Origin of the sequence: Streptomyces olivochromogenes, assembly GCF_021538895.1 — a bacterium.
Lineage (GTDB): Bacteria > Actinomycetota > Actinomycetes > Streptomycetales > Streptomycetaceae > Streptomyces > Streptomyces olivochromogenes_A.
This window is the reverse complement of record NZ_JADDRL010000031.1, coordinates 12,661-29,717: the sequence shown is the minus strand read 5'-3', so window position 1 is coordinate 29,717 and position 17,057 is coordinate 12,661. Positions and strand designations below refer to the sequence as shown.

Genomic DNA, 17,057 nt, shown 5'->3' with positions numbered 1-17,057 from the left:
TGGGGGTGCCCGCGGGCACCCCCTGGGCGGCCTGCGGCCACTGCTCCTAGGGGGCGTGCCGGTCACGGGCGCCGAGACCCTCGTCGTCCGTGTCCGTCCACAGGCTGATGTCGTACGGCGTGTCGGAGATGGTCACGAGATCGGGGCGACGCTGCTGGCCGAAGCCGGGGGCGGCTTCGCGCAGCAGTGCCACGCTCTCGCGCAGGTGATCGGCGTCGGCGCGGACGCGGCGCATCTCCAGCCCGCCGCTTCCGAGCTGCTGCTCCAGGCGCCCCACGGACCGGAACAGGTCGTCGAGACTGCGCTGGACTGACGTCAGGTCGTCGTGCACGGACATGACGTGACCTCACTTCCCGCGGACCTTCTGGTCCTAGGCGGCAACGTTCATGCGCCTGCGAGTGTTGCGCGTCACACCTGCTGATGTGAAGCCATGTGCAGCGATTGGCGGATTGCACGCCTCCACCGCACGCCCGCACGCGCGCTCTGCGTGCGCCGGGGGCGCTTGTTGCGCCGCACGGGTGGGCTTGGGAGCCCCGGCCGCCGTGTCGCCCCCGGCAGGCGAACCCTTTCCTCTTCAGTGGGTCTGTAGATCTGATCAACACCAAAATACCGCCAAATGTGAACAGACCACACCCGTGTCACCGGGCTCCCCGGAGGTAGCAGAGATGTCCCACGACGGCGTCGGACTGCGCGCGGTCAAGCGCTCGGTCGTCTTCCTCACCGCGGGCGCGCTCGCGGTGCCCCTCCTCGCCGGCTGCAGCTCGGACGACGAGGCGGCCAGCCCGCTGGTCGGACAGGACATCGCCTCCGTCACCCGGGACAAGGTCGCCGACGGCGGCACGCTGCACTGGGCCGTGGACGCCGTACCCGAGACGTTCAACACCTTCCAGGCGGATGCCGACGCGGGCAGCACCCGGGTCGCCCAGGCCGTGCTGCCCTCGATGTTCCGGATCGACGCGCACGGCCGCCCGGTCCGCAATCCCGACTTCCTGGAGTCCGCCGAGGTCGTCGAGACCGAGCCGCGCCAGGTCGTGCTGTACAAGCTCAACCAGCAGGCCGTCTGGAGCGACGGCCGGGAGATCGGCGCCGCCGACTTCGCCGCCCAGTGGCGCGCCCTGTCCGGCCAGGACGCCGCCTACTGGACGGCCCGCAACGCCGGCTACGACCGCATCGCCAAGATCGAACGCGGCGCCAACGACCTGGAGGTCCAGGTCACCTTCAACCGTCCCTACGCCGACTGGAAGTCGCTGTTCTCCCCGCTGTACCCGAAGGACGTCATGGGCACCCCGGACGCCTTCAACGACGGAGCCCGCCGCAAGCTCAACGTCAGCGCCGGCCCCTTCCGGGTCGAGAAGGTCGACGTCGCCGCGAAGGACGTCGTCCTCGGCCGCAACCCGCGCTGGTGGGGCCACCCCACCAAGCTCTCCCAGATCGTGCTGCAGGCCGTGCCCCGCGACCAGCGGGCCACCGCGCTCGCCGCCGGCACCGTGGACCTCGCCGACGTCGACAGCGCCGAGGCCGAGCGGATCACCATCGCCTCCCGCGACCAGGGCGTCTCCACCCCGCTGCAGGGCGCGGGCCGCACCTCCGCCAAGAAGCTGCGCGACTGGGCGCGCGCGCACGGCCTCGACACCGAGGAGGCCGACGGCGACGACGGCGACAAGGGCGACGGCGACAAGAAGGAGCTGCGCGAGGTCATCGCCCGCTACGTCCGCCAGCAGGAGCAGCTGACCGGCTTCGAGGTCCGCAAGTCGCTGGAGCCCGCCTACACCCAGCTGGCCCTGAACGGCTCCACCGGTCCCCTCGCCGACGAGCGGGTGCGCCAAGCCGTCGCCCACGCCCTCGACCGCGCCGCGCTCGCCAAGATCGTCCTGACCCCGCTCGGTCTGCCCGCCACCCCCGTCGGCAGCCACCTCGCGCTCGCCGGCCAGGACGTCTACGCCGACAACAGCGGCGCCCTGGGCGGTCAGGACACCGCGCAGGCGCAGGCGCTGCTCGCGGACGCCGGCTGGGTGTCGGGCGGTCCGATCAAGGAGGAGAAGAAGGCCGAGAAGGCGGCAGGCCCACAGGCCGAGAAGGCCGCCGACGAGTCCGAGGGCGGCCAGGACGGCACGTACGTCGTCGGCGAGGACGACAAGGACCACCGGGACAAGAGCAAGCGCCACGAGCCGACCGGCGACGAGGGCGGCCGGCACCTCGCCCAGGACGGCGGCCGGCACCTGGGGCAGGGCGGGGCGCCCGGCGCCTACGCCCCGAAGGGCACCGCGGCCCCGGCGGGCGCCGCAGCCGCCCCGCTCGCCAAGAACGGCAAGGCGCTCCTGCTGCGCTTCGTGCTCCCCGCGGGCCCCGGCTCGGACACCCTGCGGGGCGTCGCCGACCGCATCTCGCTGATGCTGGAGAAGGTCGGCATCCGCACCGAGATCACCAGGGTCTCCGACGAGAGCTACTTCCGCGACCACATCGCGGCCGGCCAGTACGACCTCGCCCTCTACTCCTGGCCGTCCTCCGCCTTCCCCGCCACCGACGCCCGCCCGATCTACGCCAAGCCCGTCGTGGCCGCCGACGGCTCCGTGAACATCGAACAGAACTACACCCGCGTCGGCACCGACCAGGTCGACCAGCTCTTCGACGAGGCACTCGCCACACTCGACGAGGACGAGGCCCGCGATCTGCTGCGCAAGGCCGACTCGCGCATCTGGGCGGCGGCCGGCTCCCTGCCCCTCTACCAGCGCCCGCAGCTCATCGGCACACGGAAGGACCTGGTCAACGCGGGTGCCTTCGGATTCCAGACGCCCGTCTACGAGGACATGGGCTTCCTGAAGAAGGGCGCGAAAATCTCCCCGAGCCCCTCGGAGAAGTGAGCTCGCGAGCCCCGTAACAGGCCGCTCGGAGGCGGCTCCGGGGCCACTTTGAGGCCGCTCCGGCTCGGGGCCGGGAGGCCGCCCCCCGCGAGGCCACGTAACATGGGGTGAGGCCGTGGCATGTCAAGCCCGGCAGGGCCCGCGTCACACGGACGTACGCAGAGGGCCTTCCTCACACTCCGGGAGTACGTCGCAATATGGCCACGCGCCACGACATCCGCAACGTCGCCATCGTCGCCCACGTCGACCACGGCAAGACGACCATCGTCGACGGCATGCTGAAGCAGGCCGGTGCCTTCGCCGCCCACCAGCTCGAAGGCGTCGACGACCGCATGATGGACTCGAACGACCTGGAGCGTGAGAAGGGCATCACGATCCTCGCCAAGAACACGGCGGTGAAGTACCACCCCAAGGACGGCGGGGACCCGATCACCATCAACATCATCGACACCCCCGGCCACGCCGACTTCGGCGGCGAGGTCGAGCGTGGTCTGTCGATGGTCGACGGTGTCGTCCTGCTCGTCGACGCCTCCGAGGGCCCGCTGCCGCAGACGCGCTTCGTGCTCCGCAAGGCGCTCCAGCAGCGCCTGCCCGTCATCCTGTGCATCAACAAGACGGACCGCCCGGACTCCCGCATCGACGAGGTCGTCAACGAGACCTACGACCTCTTCCTCGACCTGGACGCGGACGAGGAGCAGATCGAGTTCCCGATCGTCTACGCCTGCGGCCGTGACGGCATCGCCTCGCTGACCAAGCCGGACAACGGCACGGTCCCGGCGGACTCCACCAGCCTGGAGCCGTTCTTCTCCACGATCCTGGAGCACATCCCGGCCCCGAACTACGACGAGGCCGCCCCGCTCCAGGCCCACGTCACCAACCTGGACGCCGACAACTTCCTCGGCCGTATCGCGCTGCTCCGCGTCGAGCAGGGCGAGCTGCGCAAGGGCCAGACCGTCGCATGGATCAAGCGCGACGGCTCGATCAGCAACGTGCGCATCAGCGAACTGATGATGACCGAGGCCCTCACCCGCAAGCCCGCCGAGATGGCCGGCCCGGGTGACATCTGCGCCGTCGCCGGTATCCCGGACATCATGATCGGCGAGACCCTCGCCGACACCGAGAACCCGATCGCGCTCCCGCTGATCACGGTGGACGAGCCGGCGATCTCCATGGTCATCGGCACCAACACCTCCCCGCTGGTCGGCCGCGGCGGCACCGGCAAGGGCGCCGACGCGAAGGCCGCGGTCAAGGACCGCAAGGTCACCGCCCGTCAGGTCAAGGACCGCCTCGACCGCGAGCTGATCGGTAACGTCTCGCTGCGCGTCCTGGAGACCGAGCGCCCGGACGCCTGGGAGGTCCAGGGCCGTGGTGAGCTGGCGCTCGCCATCCTGGTCGAGCAGATGCGCCGCGAGGGCTTCGAGCTGACCATCGGCAAGCCGCAGGTCGTCACCAAGGAGGTCGACGGCAAGGTCCACGAGCCGGTCGAGCGCATGACGATCGACGTCCCCGAGGAGCACATGGGCGCGGTCACGCAGCTGATGGGTGTCCGCAAGGGCCGGATGGACAACATGTCCAACCACGGCTCCGGCTGGGTCCGCATGGAGTTCGTCGTGCCCTCCCGCGGTCTGATCGGCTTCCGTACCGAGTTCCTGACCCAGACCCGCGGCACCGGCATCGGCCACTCCATCCACGAGGGCTTCGAGCCCTGGTTCGGCCCGCTCCAGACCCGTAACAACGGCTCCCTGGTCGCCGACCGCGCCGGTGCCGTCACCGCGTTCGCGATGACGAACCTCCAGGAGCGCGGCGTGCTGTTCACCGAGCCGGGCACCGAGGTGTACGAGGGCATGATCGTCGGCGAGAACTCCCGCTCCGACGACATGGACGTCAACATCACCAAGGAGAAGAAGCTCACCAACATGCGGTCGTCCACGGCCGATGTGGCCGAGTCGATCGTGCCGCCGCGCAAGCTCTCCCTGGAGCAGTCCCTGGAGTTCTGCCGCGACGACGAGTGCGTCGAGGTGACCCCGGAGGCGGTCCGCATCCGCAAGGTGAACCTGGACGCCCGTGAGCGGGCCCGCGCCGCGAGCCGCGCCAAGCACGGCTGATTCACCGGCCGCCGGCAGTCACGAGGCCCGGGTGTCCCCATCGTGGGGATGCCCGGGCCTTTTGCAACTCATTTTTCGGGCTCCGTGCGCTGTCCAATGTCCGTAATGCGGAGATCCCTGCCCGATACCCATGTAACACGTCCGTTTCGCGGCCTTCTTCGGTCGAACCGTTTGTCCAGATTTTGGAAGGTCTACACGTGAGCTGTGACTGAATTGAGATTTAAGAACGGTGGTCGGTAGTGGACCCATGGCAGATAGTTAGCCGCGTACCGCTCGGGTCAATGGGTCACGCGCTGTGGGGACAGCGCCGACTCACGAGCACCAGGGGGTGTCTGGCCCTCCGTCAGGGGTGTCGGAGGACTGGGACGGAAACCCCCTTCCGTTGGTGAACACGTGACGTCATGAGGAGGATCCCCATGCGTGGTAGTCCCGGCCGTTCGTCCGGCGACCAGCTCTGAGAAAACCGCGACCGCGCTCTGCGGCCGCTCAACTACGCGCGTCCCAGTGGGGATTCGCGTTGCTCGGAATATCTGGACGCCTCTCACACCCACACTTGTGAAACGGACGAACAGTGACAAGTCCTATCGACATTGAGGGCGGCGGGACAGCGTTGGCCGTCGGCGGCGAGCCGGGGCCACAGACGCAGTCAGAGGCCGTCAAGCTCGAAGGCCGGTCCCCCGGCCAGCTGATGTGGATCCGCTTCAAACGCGACCGGACGGGCGTGATCTCGGCCTACGTCGTGGTGTTCTTCTTCCTGATCGGGCTGCTCGCCCCGCTGATCTCCAAGCTGTACGGGAAAGACCCGTACACGGTGTACGCGGACGAACGCCCGGAGCTCTTCGACAGTGCCGGTGTGCCGGTCCAGCCCAACGGCGGTATCAGCGGCGACTTCTGGTTCGGCCTCGAACCGGGCAACGGATACGACGTCTTCACCAAGCTCCTGTACGGCATCCGCACCTCGCTGATGATCTCGGTCGCGGTCACCGTCGCGGTCGTGCTGACCGGCATCCTGCTCGGGGTGGCCGCCGGCTATCTCGGCGGCCGGACGGACTACTTCATCGGCCGGGTGATCGACTTCCTGCTCGCCTTCCCGGCACAGCTGTTCTTCATCGCCAGCATGCCCGTCGTGGTCTCACTGTTCGTCAGTCCCCGAGACGAGACACCGACCTATGTACGGGTGGTCGCCCTGATCCTCGTCCAGTGGTTCCTGGGCTGGATGAGCCTCGCCCGCATCCTGCGGGGCACCTCACTCGCCCTGCGCGAGCGGGAGTTCATCGAGGCGGCGAAGGTGAGCGGCGCGTCGCCGTGGCGGATCATCCGCAAGGAGATCCTGCCGAACGTCGTCACACCGCTGCTGGTCCAGGCGACGTATCTGCTGCCCAGTTTCGTGACCGCCGAGGCCGGTCTGTCGTACCTGGGCGTGGGCATCGTCGAACCGACGCCGGACTGGGGGCAGATGTTCTCCAAGGCGTCCACGGAACTGGTGATGCAGAACGACATCACCTACATGTTCTTCCCCGGCATCTCGATGATCATCTTCATCGTCGCATTCAACCTGCTCGGGGATTCGGTCAGGGACGCCTTCGACCCCAAGACCGCTCGCTGACCGGGCATTTCGCGAATTTCCACGGCAGTTCTTTCGCACTGGTGACACACGGAGCACTGGTGACACACAGATGGGTGGGAAACTGAGTGATGAGTAGGGGACGCCACGTCTACGGCGCACTCTCCGTGCTCGCCGCCGGAGCTCTTGTGCTCAGCGGTTGCAGCAAGGGCGGCAGCGACAGCGGCGGAGACAACAAGAAGCAGCAGGAGAACGCCAAACGCCAGCAGGCGTCGATCAAATTCGGCGACGCGGCGGACTCCACGGGCCCGGCGCCGGATGTGCCCGGCGCCAAGGCCGGCGGCACCATGGAAGTACTGCAGCGGGACAGCTACGCACACCTGGACCCGGGCCAGATCTACGTCTCCGACGAGGGCTCCCTCGCCACGCTGCTCCACCGCGGCCTCACCGGCTACAAGGCCACCAGCAACGACGGCGCGCAGCACGAGGTCGTCGGCGACCTGGCCACCGACTCCGGTGCCACCACGGACGGCGGCAAGACCTGGAAGTACACGCTGAAGGACGGCATCAAGTTCCAGGACGGTTCGCCGATCACGTCCAAGGACGTCCGGCACTCCCTGGAGCGGCTGTTCGCGCCCTTCATCAACCAGGGCCCGACGTACGTCCAGCAGTGGCTGGCCGACTCCCCGGGCACCGCGTACCGCAAGCTCCTCAAGGACGGCCCGTACAAGGGCAAGCACCTGCCTACCAGCATCCTTGAGACGCCGGACGACAAGACCATCGTCTTCCACTTCAAGACGGCGCACCCGGACCTGCCGTACGCGCTGGCCATGGCCGGCTACGCGGTCGTCTCCCAGAAGGGCGACACCAAGGAGAAGTACGACAAGACCCCGGTGCTCACCGGCCCGTACAAGATCCAGTCGTTCAAGTCCGGCAAGTCGATGGTGCTGGTCAAGAACACCAACTGGGACCCGAAGACGGACCCGATCCGCCACCAGTACGTGGACCAGTTCAACATCACCTTCAACCAGCAGTACGAGACCTCCACCAAGGCCCTGCTGGCCGACAGTGGCGCGGACCAGACCGGCCTCAGCTTCAACAACCAGGTGGACGCGGGCAACCTGTCCAAGGTCCTCAAGGACCCGAGCATGAAGTCCCGTACGGTCTCCGGGTACCAGCCGTACGTGGGTCAGATGAACATCAACATGAGCCACCCGGCGCTGAAGGACAAGACGGTCCGCGAGGCTATCGCCTACGCCCTGCCCGTCACGCCGTTCGTCCGCGCCTACGGCGGCACCGACGCCATGGAGGTCGCCGGCGGCCTGATCTCCCCGACCGTCAGCGGCTACGACGCGGCCTTCGACCCGTGGGGCAAGAAGAAGAAGCCCGCCGGTGACCCGGACAAGGCCAAGGAGCTGCTGAAGAAGGCCGGCAAGCTCAACATGAAGCTGACCTTCGGCTACATCAACACCCCCGAGGGCCAGCAGTACTCCACCGCCATGGCGGCGGGCCTGAAGAAGGCCGGCTTCAACGTCCAGCGCCAGGAGATCCCGGCCGAGACCTACTACGACCAGGTCAGCAAGCTCGACAACAACTACGACATCTTCCACACCGCGTGGGGTGCCGACTGGCCGTCCGCCTCGACCGTGATCCCGCCGCTGTACGACGGCCGCGTGATCGCCGACGGTGCGCAGAACTACTCGCAGGTCAACGACCCCAAGGTGAACAGCGAGATCGACCGGATCAACCAGATCACCGACCCGGTCAAGTCGGCGGCCGAGTGGGAGAAGCTCGACCAGTACCTCGTCAAGGACGTCGTCAACGTCGTCCCGACGGGTGACTACAAGCAGACCCAGATCGCCGGTTCCAAGGTCGGCGGCCTCGTCTACGACGACGTGATCGGCGGCATCGACCCGCGTCGCCTCTACATCAAGTAACCGTCCCCGCCCGGTACCCGGTGTGCCGCCCCACGGGTGCGCACCGGGTACCGTCCGGCCCGCCGACGTCAGAGAGCTGCCCCTGTCATGCTGCGCTTCCTCGTCCGCCGGTTCCTCGGTGCCGTCGTCATTCTCTTCCTGCTGAGCATCGTCACGTTCTTGATGTTCTTCGGGATGCCGCGTGACCCGGCGCTGCTGATGTGCGGCAAGACCTGCAACCCGCAAAGCCTCGCCAACATCCACCATGTGCTCGGCCTCGACAAGTCGGTCCCCGAGCAGTACTGGATCTTCCTGCACAACCTCGTCACGGGCAGCGACCAGTTCGCACAAGGCCCCTGCCCCGCCCCCTGCTTCGGCTACTCGTACCACACCAACGAGCAGGTCTGGGGCACGCTGATGGACCGGCTGCCCACCACCGTCTCGCTCACCCTCGGCGGGGCCGTCTGCTTCCTGATCGTCGGTCTCGGCACCGGCCTGCTCGCCGCCTGGCGGCGCGGCACGCTGATCGACAAGGCCGCGACGGCCGGGGCGATGGTGCTGAGTTCGATGCAGATCTACTTCCTGGGCCCACTGGCCCTGGCGATCCTCGTCTACCAGACCCACTGGTTCGACAAACCGGCCTACAACGACTTCACCGCCGACCCGTTCACCTGGTTCACGGGGCTGATCCTCCCCTGGGTCGTCCTGTCCACGATCTTCGCCGCGCAGTACACCCGTATGGCCCGCTCGTCGATGATCGAACAGCTCCAGGAGGAACACGTCCGCACCGCCCGCGCCAAGGGCATGTCCAGGCAGTACGTCTTCTTCCGCTACGCCTGGCGCGGCTCGCTGATCCCCATCGTCACCATCTTCGGCATCGACCTCGGAGCCCTGCTCGGTGGCGCCATCATCACCGAGTACACCTTCAGCCTGCCGGGACTCGGACAACTCGCGGTGCAGTCGGTGTTCTTCAGCGATCTGCCGCTGCTGCTCGGCGTGATGCTGTTCTCCGCCAGCATGATCCTGCTCTTCAACATCATCGTCGACGCCTGCTACGCCTTCATCGACCCGCGTGTGCGGCTGGCCTAGGCCGTGTGGCCGTTTTAGGAGCACTGTCGTGACCACTCTGACCAAGGAGGCCGGCGTCCCCTCCCCGGCCGGTGCGGGCCCGCTGCTCTCGGTGCGGGACCTGCACGTCAGCTTCAAGACCGAGGACGGCATCGTACGGGCCGTGGACGGGCTCTCCTTCGACCTGATGCGCGGCAGGACGCTGGGCATCGTGGGGGAGTCGGGCTCCGGCAAGTCGGTGACCAACCTGACCGTCCTCGGCCTGCACAACCCCATGTTCACCACGGTGGAGGGCGAAATCCTGCTGGACGGGCAGGAGTTGACCACGGCGCGGGAATCCGAGATGGAGAAGCTGCGCGGCAACAAGATGGCCATGATCTTCCAGGATCCGCTGACCGCGCTCTCTCCGTACTACACGGTGGGCCGCCAGATCGCCGAGCCGTACATGAAGCACAACGGCGCCTCCAAGCGGGCCGCCTGGGACCGCACGGTGGAGATGCTCGGCAAGGTGGGCATCCCGCACCCGAAGGAGCGGGCGAAGGACTACCCGCACCAGTTCTCCGGCGGTATGCGTCAGCGCGCGATGATCGCCATGGCGCTGGTCTGCGACCCCGACCTGCTCATCGCGGACGAGCCGACCACGGCACTGGACGTGACGGTCCAGGCGCAGATCCTCGACCTGCTCAAGGATCTGCAACAGGAGTTCGGCACCGGCATCGTCTTCATCACCCACGACCTCGGGGTGATCGCCGACATGGCCGACGACATCATGGTGATGTACGCGGGCAGTGCGGTGGAGCGGGGCACGGTCGACGAGGTGCTGCGCTCGCCCCAGCACCCCTACACCTGGGGTCTGCTGAACTCGATGCCGCGCATCGACTCCGCGCTCGACACCCCGCTGTCCCCCATCCCCGGCACCCCGCCCTCGCTGCTCAACCCGCCGTCCGGCTGCCGTTTCCACCCCCGGTGCACCTTCCAGGACCGGGTCTCGGGCAGCGGCCGCTGTGCTTCGGAGCGCCCGCTGCTCGCCCCCGACCGGGCCTCGGCGTGCCACCTCACGGCGGAGCAGAAGCGGACCATCTTCATCGACGAGATCAAGCCCCGCCTGGGCCAGGGCTAGGAGGACAACGCCATGAAAGAGGACCTGGTCCTCCCCGTCCCGCGTCAGTCCGACTCCGGGGCGGACTCGGAGCCGCTCCTGGAAGTCTCCGGACTGACCAAGCACTTCCCGGTCAAGGGCGGCTTCCCGATCCGGCGTACGGTCGGTCATGTGCAGGCCGTCGACGGCATCGACCTGACCGTCGGCGTCGGCGAGAGCTTCGGCCTGGTCGGCGAGTCGGGCTGCGGCAAGTCGACCACGGGCCGGCTGATCACGCGGCTGCTGGAGCCCACGAGCGGGAAGATCACGTACCGCGGCCGGGACATCAGCCATGCCTCGCGGGCGCAGTTGGCGCCGATCCGGTCCGAGATCCAGATGATCTTCCAGGACCCGTATTCCTCGCTGAACCCCCGGCAGACGGTCGGCAGGATCATCTCCAATCCGATGGAGATCAACGGGATCGAGCCGGAGGGCGGACGGGAGAAGCGCGTCCGTGAACTGCTGGAGATCGTCGGCCTGAACCCCGAGCACTACAACCGCTTCCCGCACGAATTCTCCGGCGGTCAGCGCCAGCGCATCGGTGTCGCCCGCGCGCTGGCCCTGTCCCCGAAGCTGATCGTGGCGGACGAGCCGGTGTCGGCCCTGGACGTCTCCATCCAGGCCCAGGTGGTCAACCTCCTCCAGGAGGTCCAGAAGGAACTGGGCATCGCGTTCCTGTTCATCGCCCACGACCTGGCGGTGGTACGGCACTTCTCGCAGCGCGTGGCGGTGATGTACCTCGGCAAGATCATCGAGGTCGGCGACCGGGACTCCATCTACACCCGCCCCCGCCACCCCTACACCCACGCCCTCCTGTCCGCCGTCCCCGAGGTGAACCTCACGGACGACGACTCGGCCGGCCGCGAACGCATCCGCCTGGCCGGCGACGTCCCGTCCCCCATCTCCCCGCCCTCCGGCTGCCGCTTCCGCACCCGCTGCTGGAAGGCTCAGGACAGGTGCGCCACCGAGGAACCCCCACTGATCCAGATCTCCGGCAACCACACCGGCCACTTGACGGCATGCCACTTCCCGGAGGAACCAACGATCGAGGCCCGCGACGAGGACATCGTCCTGGACCCGGCGTTGGCGGCGTTGGAGGAGGGCGAGAACTAGGGGGTGTCGTTTGGATCAGGCCGGCCGTGACGAACGGTGCAGATCGGCCGACCCCGAGCGGGGTCATGGGGGTGCCCCCTGCTCGAGCGAAGTCGAGAGCTTGGGGGAGCGTGCAGCTGCAAGGCGGAGGAGGGAGTCGACGCGATGGGGGTCCCCCTGTTCGAGCGAAGTCGAGAACTTGGGGGAGTCGGCGAGTGACGACAACGCGGCTGGGGGTCCCCCCTGCTCGAAGAGCTTGGGGGAGTGCGTGCCAGGGCCCGCGACGCCGGGATGATCCAAACGACACCCCCTAAAGGGACCGTTCGGCCACGGTGATGATCTCTGGGCTCGCGGGGGTCACCGGCCCCCGCTCCCAGTCGCCGTATTGCTCGACGACCTTGAGTCCGGCCTCCCCGAGGAAGCCGGACAGGGCCTCGGGATCCAGGAAGCGGAGTGTGGCCCGACTGACCCGCGGTCGGGCCCAGCCGTCGCCCTCATAGGTCTCGGTGAACGTCACCCGGCCCCCGACGGGACCGCCCTGGACCTCGTGCCACACGCGTACGGCGGTGCCGTCGGCGCCCGTGACCTCACGCACCCGGTCCGGGGTCCAGGTCTCCCAGGCGCGGACGGACGGGTTGCGGGTCTCGAAGACGAACCGTCCGCCGTCCGCCATGGCCGACCGCGCAGCGCGCAGACAGAGACGCAACTCCTCGTCGCTCAGAATCACTTGGAAGGCGTGCCCGGTCATCATGACCAGCTCGAACTCGCCGTCCCACAGCCGCGTCCGCAGATCCCCGAGCACCCATTCCACGGCGGGGGCGTTCCGTCGCGCCTGTACGAGCATGGCGGCGGCCGGATCGACACCCATCAGCCGTCCGGGGTGGCCGTCCTTGTGTGCCCGCCTGAGCAACTGCCCGGTGCCGCAGCCGACATCGAGCACGGACTCCGCGGCCTTCACCAGGCCCAGATAGAAGTCGTCACCCTCCCCCCACGGGTTGAGGCTCTCGTACAGGGCGGCAAGCGAAAGATCGGCGAACGAATGATCGACCACCGCGGCAGTTTGTCATACGTGAGTGAACCGTACGGCGCGATCCATCGTCTTCTTGTCAGGTTCTGAACTCGGGGCAACGCCCCCTCGGCACAGAGGACTTGGCGGTACAGCCAAGGCCCGCACGCGCCGTACACGCCACGGACGCGGTGGAGCTCTTCGCCGCTGAGTGACGCTGTTGAACCACTCTGAAGGCCCCGCGCCTGCGACAGGCGTGGGGCCTTCACTTCTGCGGGGCGGCACTCAGTTTCGGCCTCCGGCGAGGGTCAGTACTTGATGACCCACTTCATCTTCGGCGAGTAGCTGTGCCCGTGGTTGATCAGGATCCGGGCGCCGCACATGACCTTGCCGCTCACGACCTTGAAGTAGCCGCAATGCAGGGCCCCGATGGTGGTGACGGCGTTGTTCCGGAGGCTGGAGTAGAACAGCTGGGGAGCGTCACGGTTGTGCCGCCCGTACACCGGCTTGTCCCTGCCGTCCTCGCCCAGACAGTAGTCACCGCCGATGGAGACGTAGTTGCACAGCTTGGCGGCATCGTAGTTCCACCACTGATACGGCGTGCTCCTGCACTTCTCCTGCGTGATCTTCTTGTTGTAGCCGTTCCACTCCAGACACTTGCCCGTGTCCTTGTTGACGATGGAGAAGTAGCCGGTTCGGACCTGGGACCGGACCGGGGCCGGGCCCTGGGCCTGGGCCGGTGAGACCGGACCGACGAGCGAGAAGGCGAGCGCCGAAACGGCGACGGCGAGGCCCGATGTCTTGAGGTGCTTCATAGGTTGTTCCCCCAACTCCCAGTGCATGGTCGGACACTGTTGAGTTGATCATTGGTGATGCGCAGGGGAAAGCAAAGGAAGTTGAGCAACATCTGAGCCGCCTGATCAACGCGAGGCCCGTGGTGTGTCCAGGGATGCGAGCGAAGGCCCGCGCCTGGGGAGGCGCGGGCCTTCGTCCCCTGGAACAGGACGTTCATGGGCTCGGGTCAATGGGCCGGTGAAAGTCCGTTCCGTAGGCGACGGCTGACGGAAAGGGGTGTGTCAGACCGCCGGCTCGGGGTCCTTGGAGAGGCGCGGGGCCGGAATGATGTCCGTGGTCTCCGGGTAGTGGCAGGCGGTCAGGTGGCCGGGCTTGTTGCCGGACGCCTGCACCAGCGGCGGGGCCTCCGTCGCGCACTTCTCCGTCGCCTTCCAGCAACGGGTGCGGAAGCGGCAGCCGGAGGGCGGGTTGATCGGGGAGGGCACGTCGCCGACGAGACGGATGCGCTCGCGCGGCACCTCGTCCACCGTCGCCTCGGGCACGGCGGAGAGCAGGGCCCGCGTATAGGGGTGGCGCGGGTTGTCGTACAGGTCGTCGCGGTCGGCGATCTCGACGATCTTACCGAGGTACATCACCGCGACGCGCTGCGAGAAGTGCCGCACGATCGCCAGGTCGTGGGCGATGAACACGAACGCGATGCCGAGTTCCTTCTGGACCTCCTGGAGGAGGTTCACGACCTGCGCCTGGATGGACACGTCGAGCGCGGACACCGGCTCGTCGGCCACGATCAGCTTCGGGTTCAGGGCCAGCGCGCGGGCGACGCCGATGCGCTGGCGCTGACCGCCGGAGAACTCGTGCGGGAAGCGGTTGAAGTGCTCGGGGTTCAGGCCGACGATCTCCAGCAGCTCACGGACCCGCTTCTCGTGACCGCCGGGCGGGTTGATGCCGTTGATCTCCATCGGACCGGCGATGATCTTGCCGACCGTGTGCCGCGGGTTCAGCGAGGCGTACGGGTCCTGGAAGATCATCTGGATCTCGGACCGGATGGGCGCGAGCCCCCGGCGGTCCGCGTGCGTGATGTCCTGCCCGCGGTACGTGACCTTGCCGCCCGTCGGCTCCAGCAGCCGCGTGATCAGCCGGCCGGTGGTCGACTTGCCACAGCCGGACTCGCCGACCAGGCCGAGGCTCTCGCCTTCGGAGACCTGGAAGTCGAGCCCGTCAACGGCCTGGACATGACCGACGGTGCGCCGGATCGGGAAGCCGCCCTTGATCGGGAAGTGCTTGGTCAGCCCGGAGACGTCCAGGAGAGGAGAGGTGTTGCTCATGGTGGGGAAATCCCGTCTCTTGTACGTCAGTGGGCCTTGCTGGCGGCAAGGTCGGCGAAGAACTCGCGGCGCTGGTCATCGGTCAGGTGGCAGGCCTTGCCGCGGCCGTCCACGATCTCCAGCAGCGGGCGCTCCGTGGAGCACCGGCCACCCTCGACCTTCTCGACGAAGGCGCAGCGCGGGTGGAAACGGCAGCCGGACGGCGGGTTCAGCAGCGACGGCGGGGAGCCCGGGATCGGGTTCAGCGGCACGTCGACCGGACCGTCCAGGCTCGGCATGGAGCCCAGCAGGCCCCAGGTGTACGGGTGCTGCGGGGTGCGCAGCACCTCCTCCTTCGGGCCGCGCTCCACGCACCGGCCGCCGTACATCACCAGCACGTCGTCCGCGATGTCGGCGATGACACCCAGGTCGTGCGTGATGAAGATGATCGCGGTGCCGAACTCCTTCTGGAGGTCCTTGAGCAGGTCCATGATCTGGGCCTGGACCGTCACGTCGAGGGCCGTGGTCGGCTCGTCGGCGATCAGCAGCTCGGGGTCGCAGACCAGCGCCATGGCGATCATCGCGCGCTGGCGCATACCGCCGGAGAACTGGTGCGGGTAGTCGTCCACCCGGACGTCCGGCTGGGGGATGCCGACCCGGGTCAGCATCTCGATCGCCCGCGCCCGGGCCACCTTCTTGGAGGCGCCGGTGTGCTTGCGGTAGACCTCGCCGATCTGCGTGCCGATGGTGTGGTACGGCGACAGCGAGGCCAGCGCGTCCTGGAAGATCATCGACATCTTGTTGCCGCGGAGCTTTTCCAGCGTCTTGTCCGAGGCGCCGTTCAGCTCCTCGCCGTCGAGCTCGATGGAGCCCTCGACGGTGGTGCTGTCCGGGTTGTGCAGACCCAGGATGGTCAGGTTGGTGACCGACTTGCCGGACCCCGACTCACCCACGATGCCGAGGGTCTTGCCCCGCATCAGGTCGAAGGAGAGGCCGTCGACGGCCTTGACGGTGCCGTCCTCGGTCGAGAAGTGCACCTTCAGGTCCTTGATGGACAGGAAGGGCTGCTGGTCGGTGCTCGTCACGGGGACGCTCCAGAGGGGGGTGATGCGGGGTTGCTGTCGGGGGCGGGCGGGGTCAGGCGAGCCGGATCCGCGGGTCGATCAGGGCGTAGCAGGCGTCGACGATGATGTTGGAGAACACCACGAAGGCCGCGGTGATGACCATGACCCCGAGGAGCATCGGCAGGTCGTTGCTGAACACCGACTTCACCGAGAGCATTCCGAGGCCCTGGAGGCTGAAGGTCTTCTCGGTGATCATCGCGCCACCGAGCAGGACGCCCATGTCGAGGCCGAAGATGGTGACGATCGGGCCCATGGCGCCGCGCCAGGCGAACCGGAAGAAGACGTTGCGCCGGGACAGGCCCTTGGCGCGGGCCGTGCGGACGTAGTCCTCGGTGAGCGATTCCACCAGCTGGGAGCGGGTCATACGCGTGTAGTTGGCGGTCCAGATCAGCGCCAGCACCAGCCATGGCACGAGCAGGCCGTTGAACCAGGCGCCCGGGTTCTCGCTGAAGGGCGTGTACGACGGCTGGTCCAGGAGGTGCGTCTGGTACACGAGGAAGTACAGGGCGACCGGGCCGACGAAGTAGATCTGCATCGAGGACGCGATCAGCGAGCCGGAGCTGGCGATCTTGTCCAGGGCCTTGCCCTGCTTCACGGCGGCGAGCATGCCGGTGCCGATGCCGAAGATGAGGAAGACGACCGAGGAGCCGATGGCCAGGGAGGCCGTCGTCGGGAAGCGGTCCCAGACCGTGGCGAGGACCGGCTCGCGGTTGACGAACGAGTAACCCAGGCAGGGAGCGTCGCAGTGGCCGAAGCCGGAGTAGTCACGGCCCACGAAGATGGCCTCCAGCCAGTGCCAGTACTGGACCGGCAGTGGATCGGAGATCCCCATGTTGTGCCGGATCACCTCAAGGGTCTCCGGCGTGCAGACCTTGCCGCAGGCGATCCGGGCAGGGTCGCGCGGCACCGCGTAGAAGAGCATGAATGTGATCGCGCTGATGATCAGCAGCGTGATCGCGGCGCCGATGAATCGGCGGACTAGGAAGCGAAGCATGGGGGTTGGCTTTCCTGGGAGGGCCGTCGTGCGGAACGGGCCGGGCCGGGGTTACCGGAGGCCCGGTGGACGAGCCGAGGGCGGGGCGGC

Annotated in this window: 13 protein-coding genes; 7 read left to right on the top strand and 6 right to left on the bottom strand. The window is 67.7% G+C overall.

What is annotated here, in order from left to right; translation table 11 throughout:
• Positions 1 to 46 precede the first annotated feature (46 nt).
• Positions 47 to 337 (bottom strand): hypothetical protein, encoded by a 291-nt coding sequence (locus IPZ69_RS17750; RefSeq protein WP_235455110.1) that lies wholly within the window; start codon positions 335 to 337, stop codon positions 47 to 49.
• 328 nt (positions 338 to 665) lie between these two features.
• Here IPZ69_RS17750 and IPZ69_RS17745 point away from each other — a divergent pair, with 328 nt between their 5' ends.
• From IPZ69_RS17745 to IPZ69_RS17715, 7 genes are all read left to right on the top strand, one after another.
• The gene (locus IPZ69_RS17745; protein ID WP_235455109.1) at positions 666 to 2,861 is read left to right on the top strand and encodes an ABC transporter family substrate-binding protein; all 2,196 of its coding nucleotides are present in this window, start codon (positions 666 to 668) and stop codon (positions 2,859 to 2,861) included.
• 197 nt (positions 2,862 to 3,058) lie between these two features.
• Positions 3,059 to 4,966, top strand: coding sequence for a translational GTPase TypA (gene typA, locus IPZ69_RS17740; RefSeq protein ID WP_235455108.1), 1,908 nt, complete (start codon positions 3,059 to 3,061; stop codon positions 4,964 to 4,966).
• Between the two features lie 571 nt (positions 4,967 to 5,537).
• On the top strand, positions 5,538 to 6,572 hold the full coding sequence (locus IPZ69_RS17735) for an ABC transporter permease (protein ID WP_235455107.1): 1,035 nt from the start codon (positions 5,538 to 5,540) through the stop codon (positions 6,570 to 6,572).
• An 89-nt stretch (positions 6,573 to 6,661) separates the two neighbouring features.
• Positions 6,662 to 8,467, top strand: coding sequence for an ABC transporter substrate-binding protein (locus IPZ69_RS17730; protein ID WP_235455106.1), 1,806 nt, complete (start codon positions 6,662 to 6,664; stop codon positions 8,465 to 8,467).
• A gap of 87 nt (positions 8,468 to 8,554) precedes the next feature.
• Positions 8,555 to 9,535, top strand: a complete 981-nt coding sequence (locus IPZ69_RS17725; RefSeq protein ID WP_235455105.1) for an ABC transporter permease — start codon at positions 8,555 to 8,557, stop codon at positions 9,533 to 9,535.
• 28 nt (positions 9,536 to 9,563) lie between these two features.
• Positions 9,564 to 10,634, top strand: coding sequence for an ABC transporter ATP-binding protein (locus IPZ69_RS17720; protein WP_235455104.1), 1,071 nt, complete (start codon positions 9,564 to 9,566; stop codon positions 10,632 to 10,634).
• A gap of 12 nt (positions 10,635 to 10,646) precedes the next feature.
• On the top strand, positions 10,647 to 11,765 hold the full coding sequence (locus IPZ69_RS17715) for an ABC transporter ATP-binding protein (RefSeq protein WP_235455103.1): 1,119 nt from the start codon (positions 10,647 to 10,649) through the stop codon (positions 11,763 to 11,765).
• A 289-nt stretch (positions 11,766 to 12,054) separates the two neighbouring features.
• Here IPZ69_RS17715 and IPZ69_RS17710 read toward each other — a convergent pair whose 3' ends face one another.
• The 5 genes from IPZ69_RS17710 to IPZ69_RS17690 form a co-directional block, all read right to left on the bottom strand.
• Positions 12,055 to 12,795: a class I SAM-dependent methyltransferase gene (locus IPZ69_RS17710; RefSeq protein ID WP_235455102.1), complete on the bottom strand. Its 741-nt coding sequence runs from the start codon at positions 12,793 to 12,795 to the stop codon at positions 12,055 to 12,057.
• Between the two features lie 263 nt (positions 12,796 to 13,058).
• A complete protein-coding gene (locus IPZ69_RS17705) occupies positions 13,059 to 13,565 on the bottom strand; it encodes an RICIN domain-containing protein (RefSeq protein WP_235455101.1) in 507 nt (168 codons plus the stop codon).
• Positions 13,566 to 13,826: 261 nt separating this feature from the next.
• Positions 13,827 to 14,870, bottom strand: a complete 1,044-nt coding sequence (locus IPZ69_RS17700) for an ABC transporter ATP-binding protein (RefSeq protein ID WP_235455100.1) — start codon at positions 14,868 to 14,870, stop codon at positions 13,827 to 13,829.
• A gap of 26 nt (positions 14,871 to 14,896) precedes the next feature.
• Positions 14,897 to 15,934, bottom strand: a complete 1,038-nt coding sequence (locus IPZ69_RS17695) for an ABC transporter ATP-binding protein (RefSeq protein WP_235455099.1) — start codon at positions 15,932 to 15,934, stop codon at positions 14,897 to 14,899.
• Between the two features lie 52 nt (positions 15,935 to 15,986).
• Positions 15,987 to 16,967: an ABC transporter permease gene (locus IPZ69_RS17690; RefSeq protein ID WP_235455098.1), complete on the bottom strand. Its 981-nt coding sequence runs from the start codon at positions 16,965 to 16,967 to the stop codon at positions 15,987 to 15,989.
• Positions 16,968 to 17,057 lie beyond the last annotated feature (90 nt).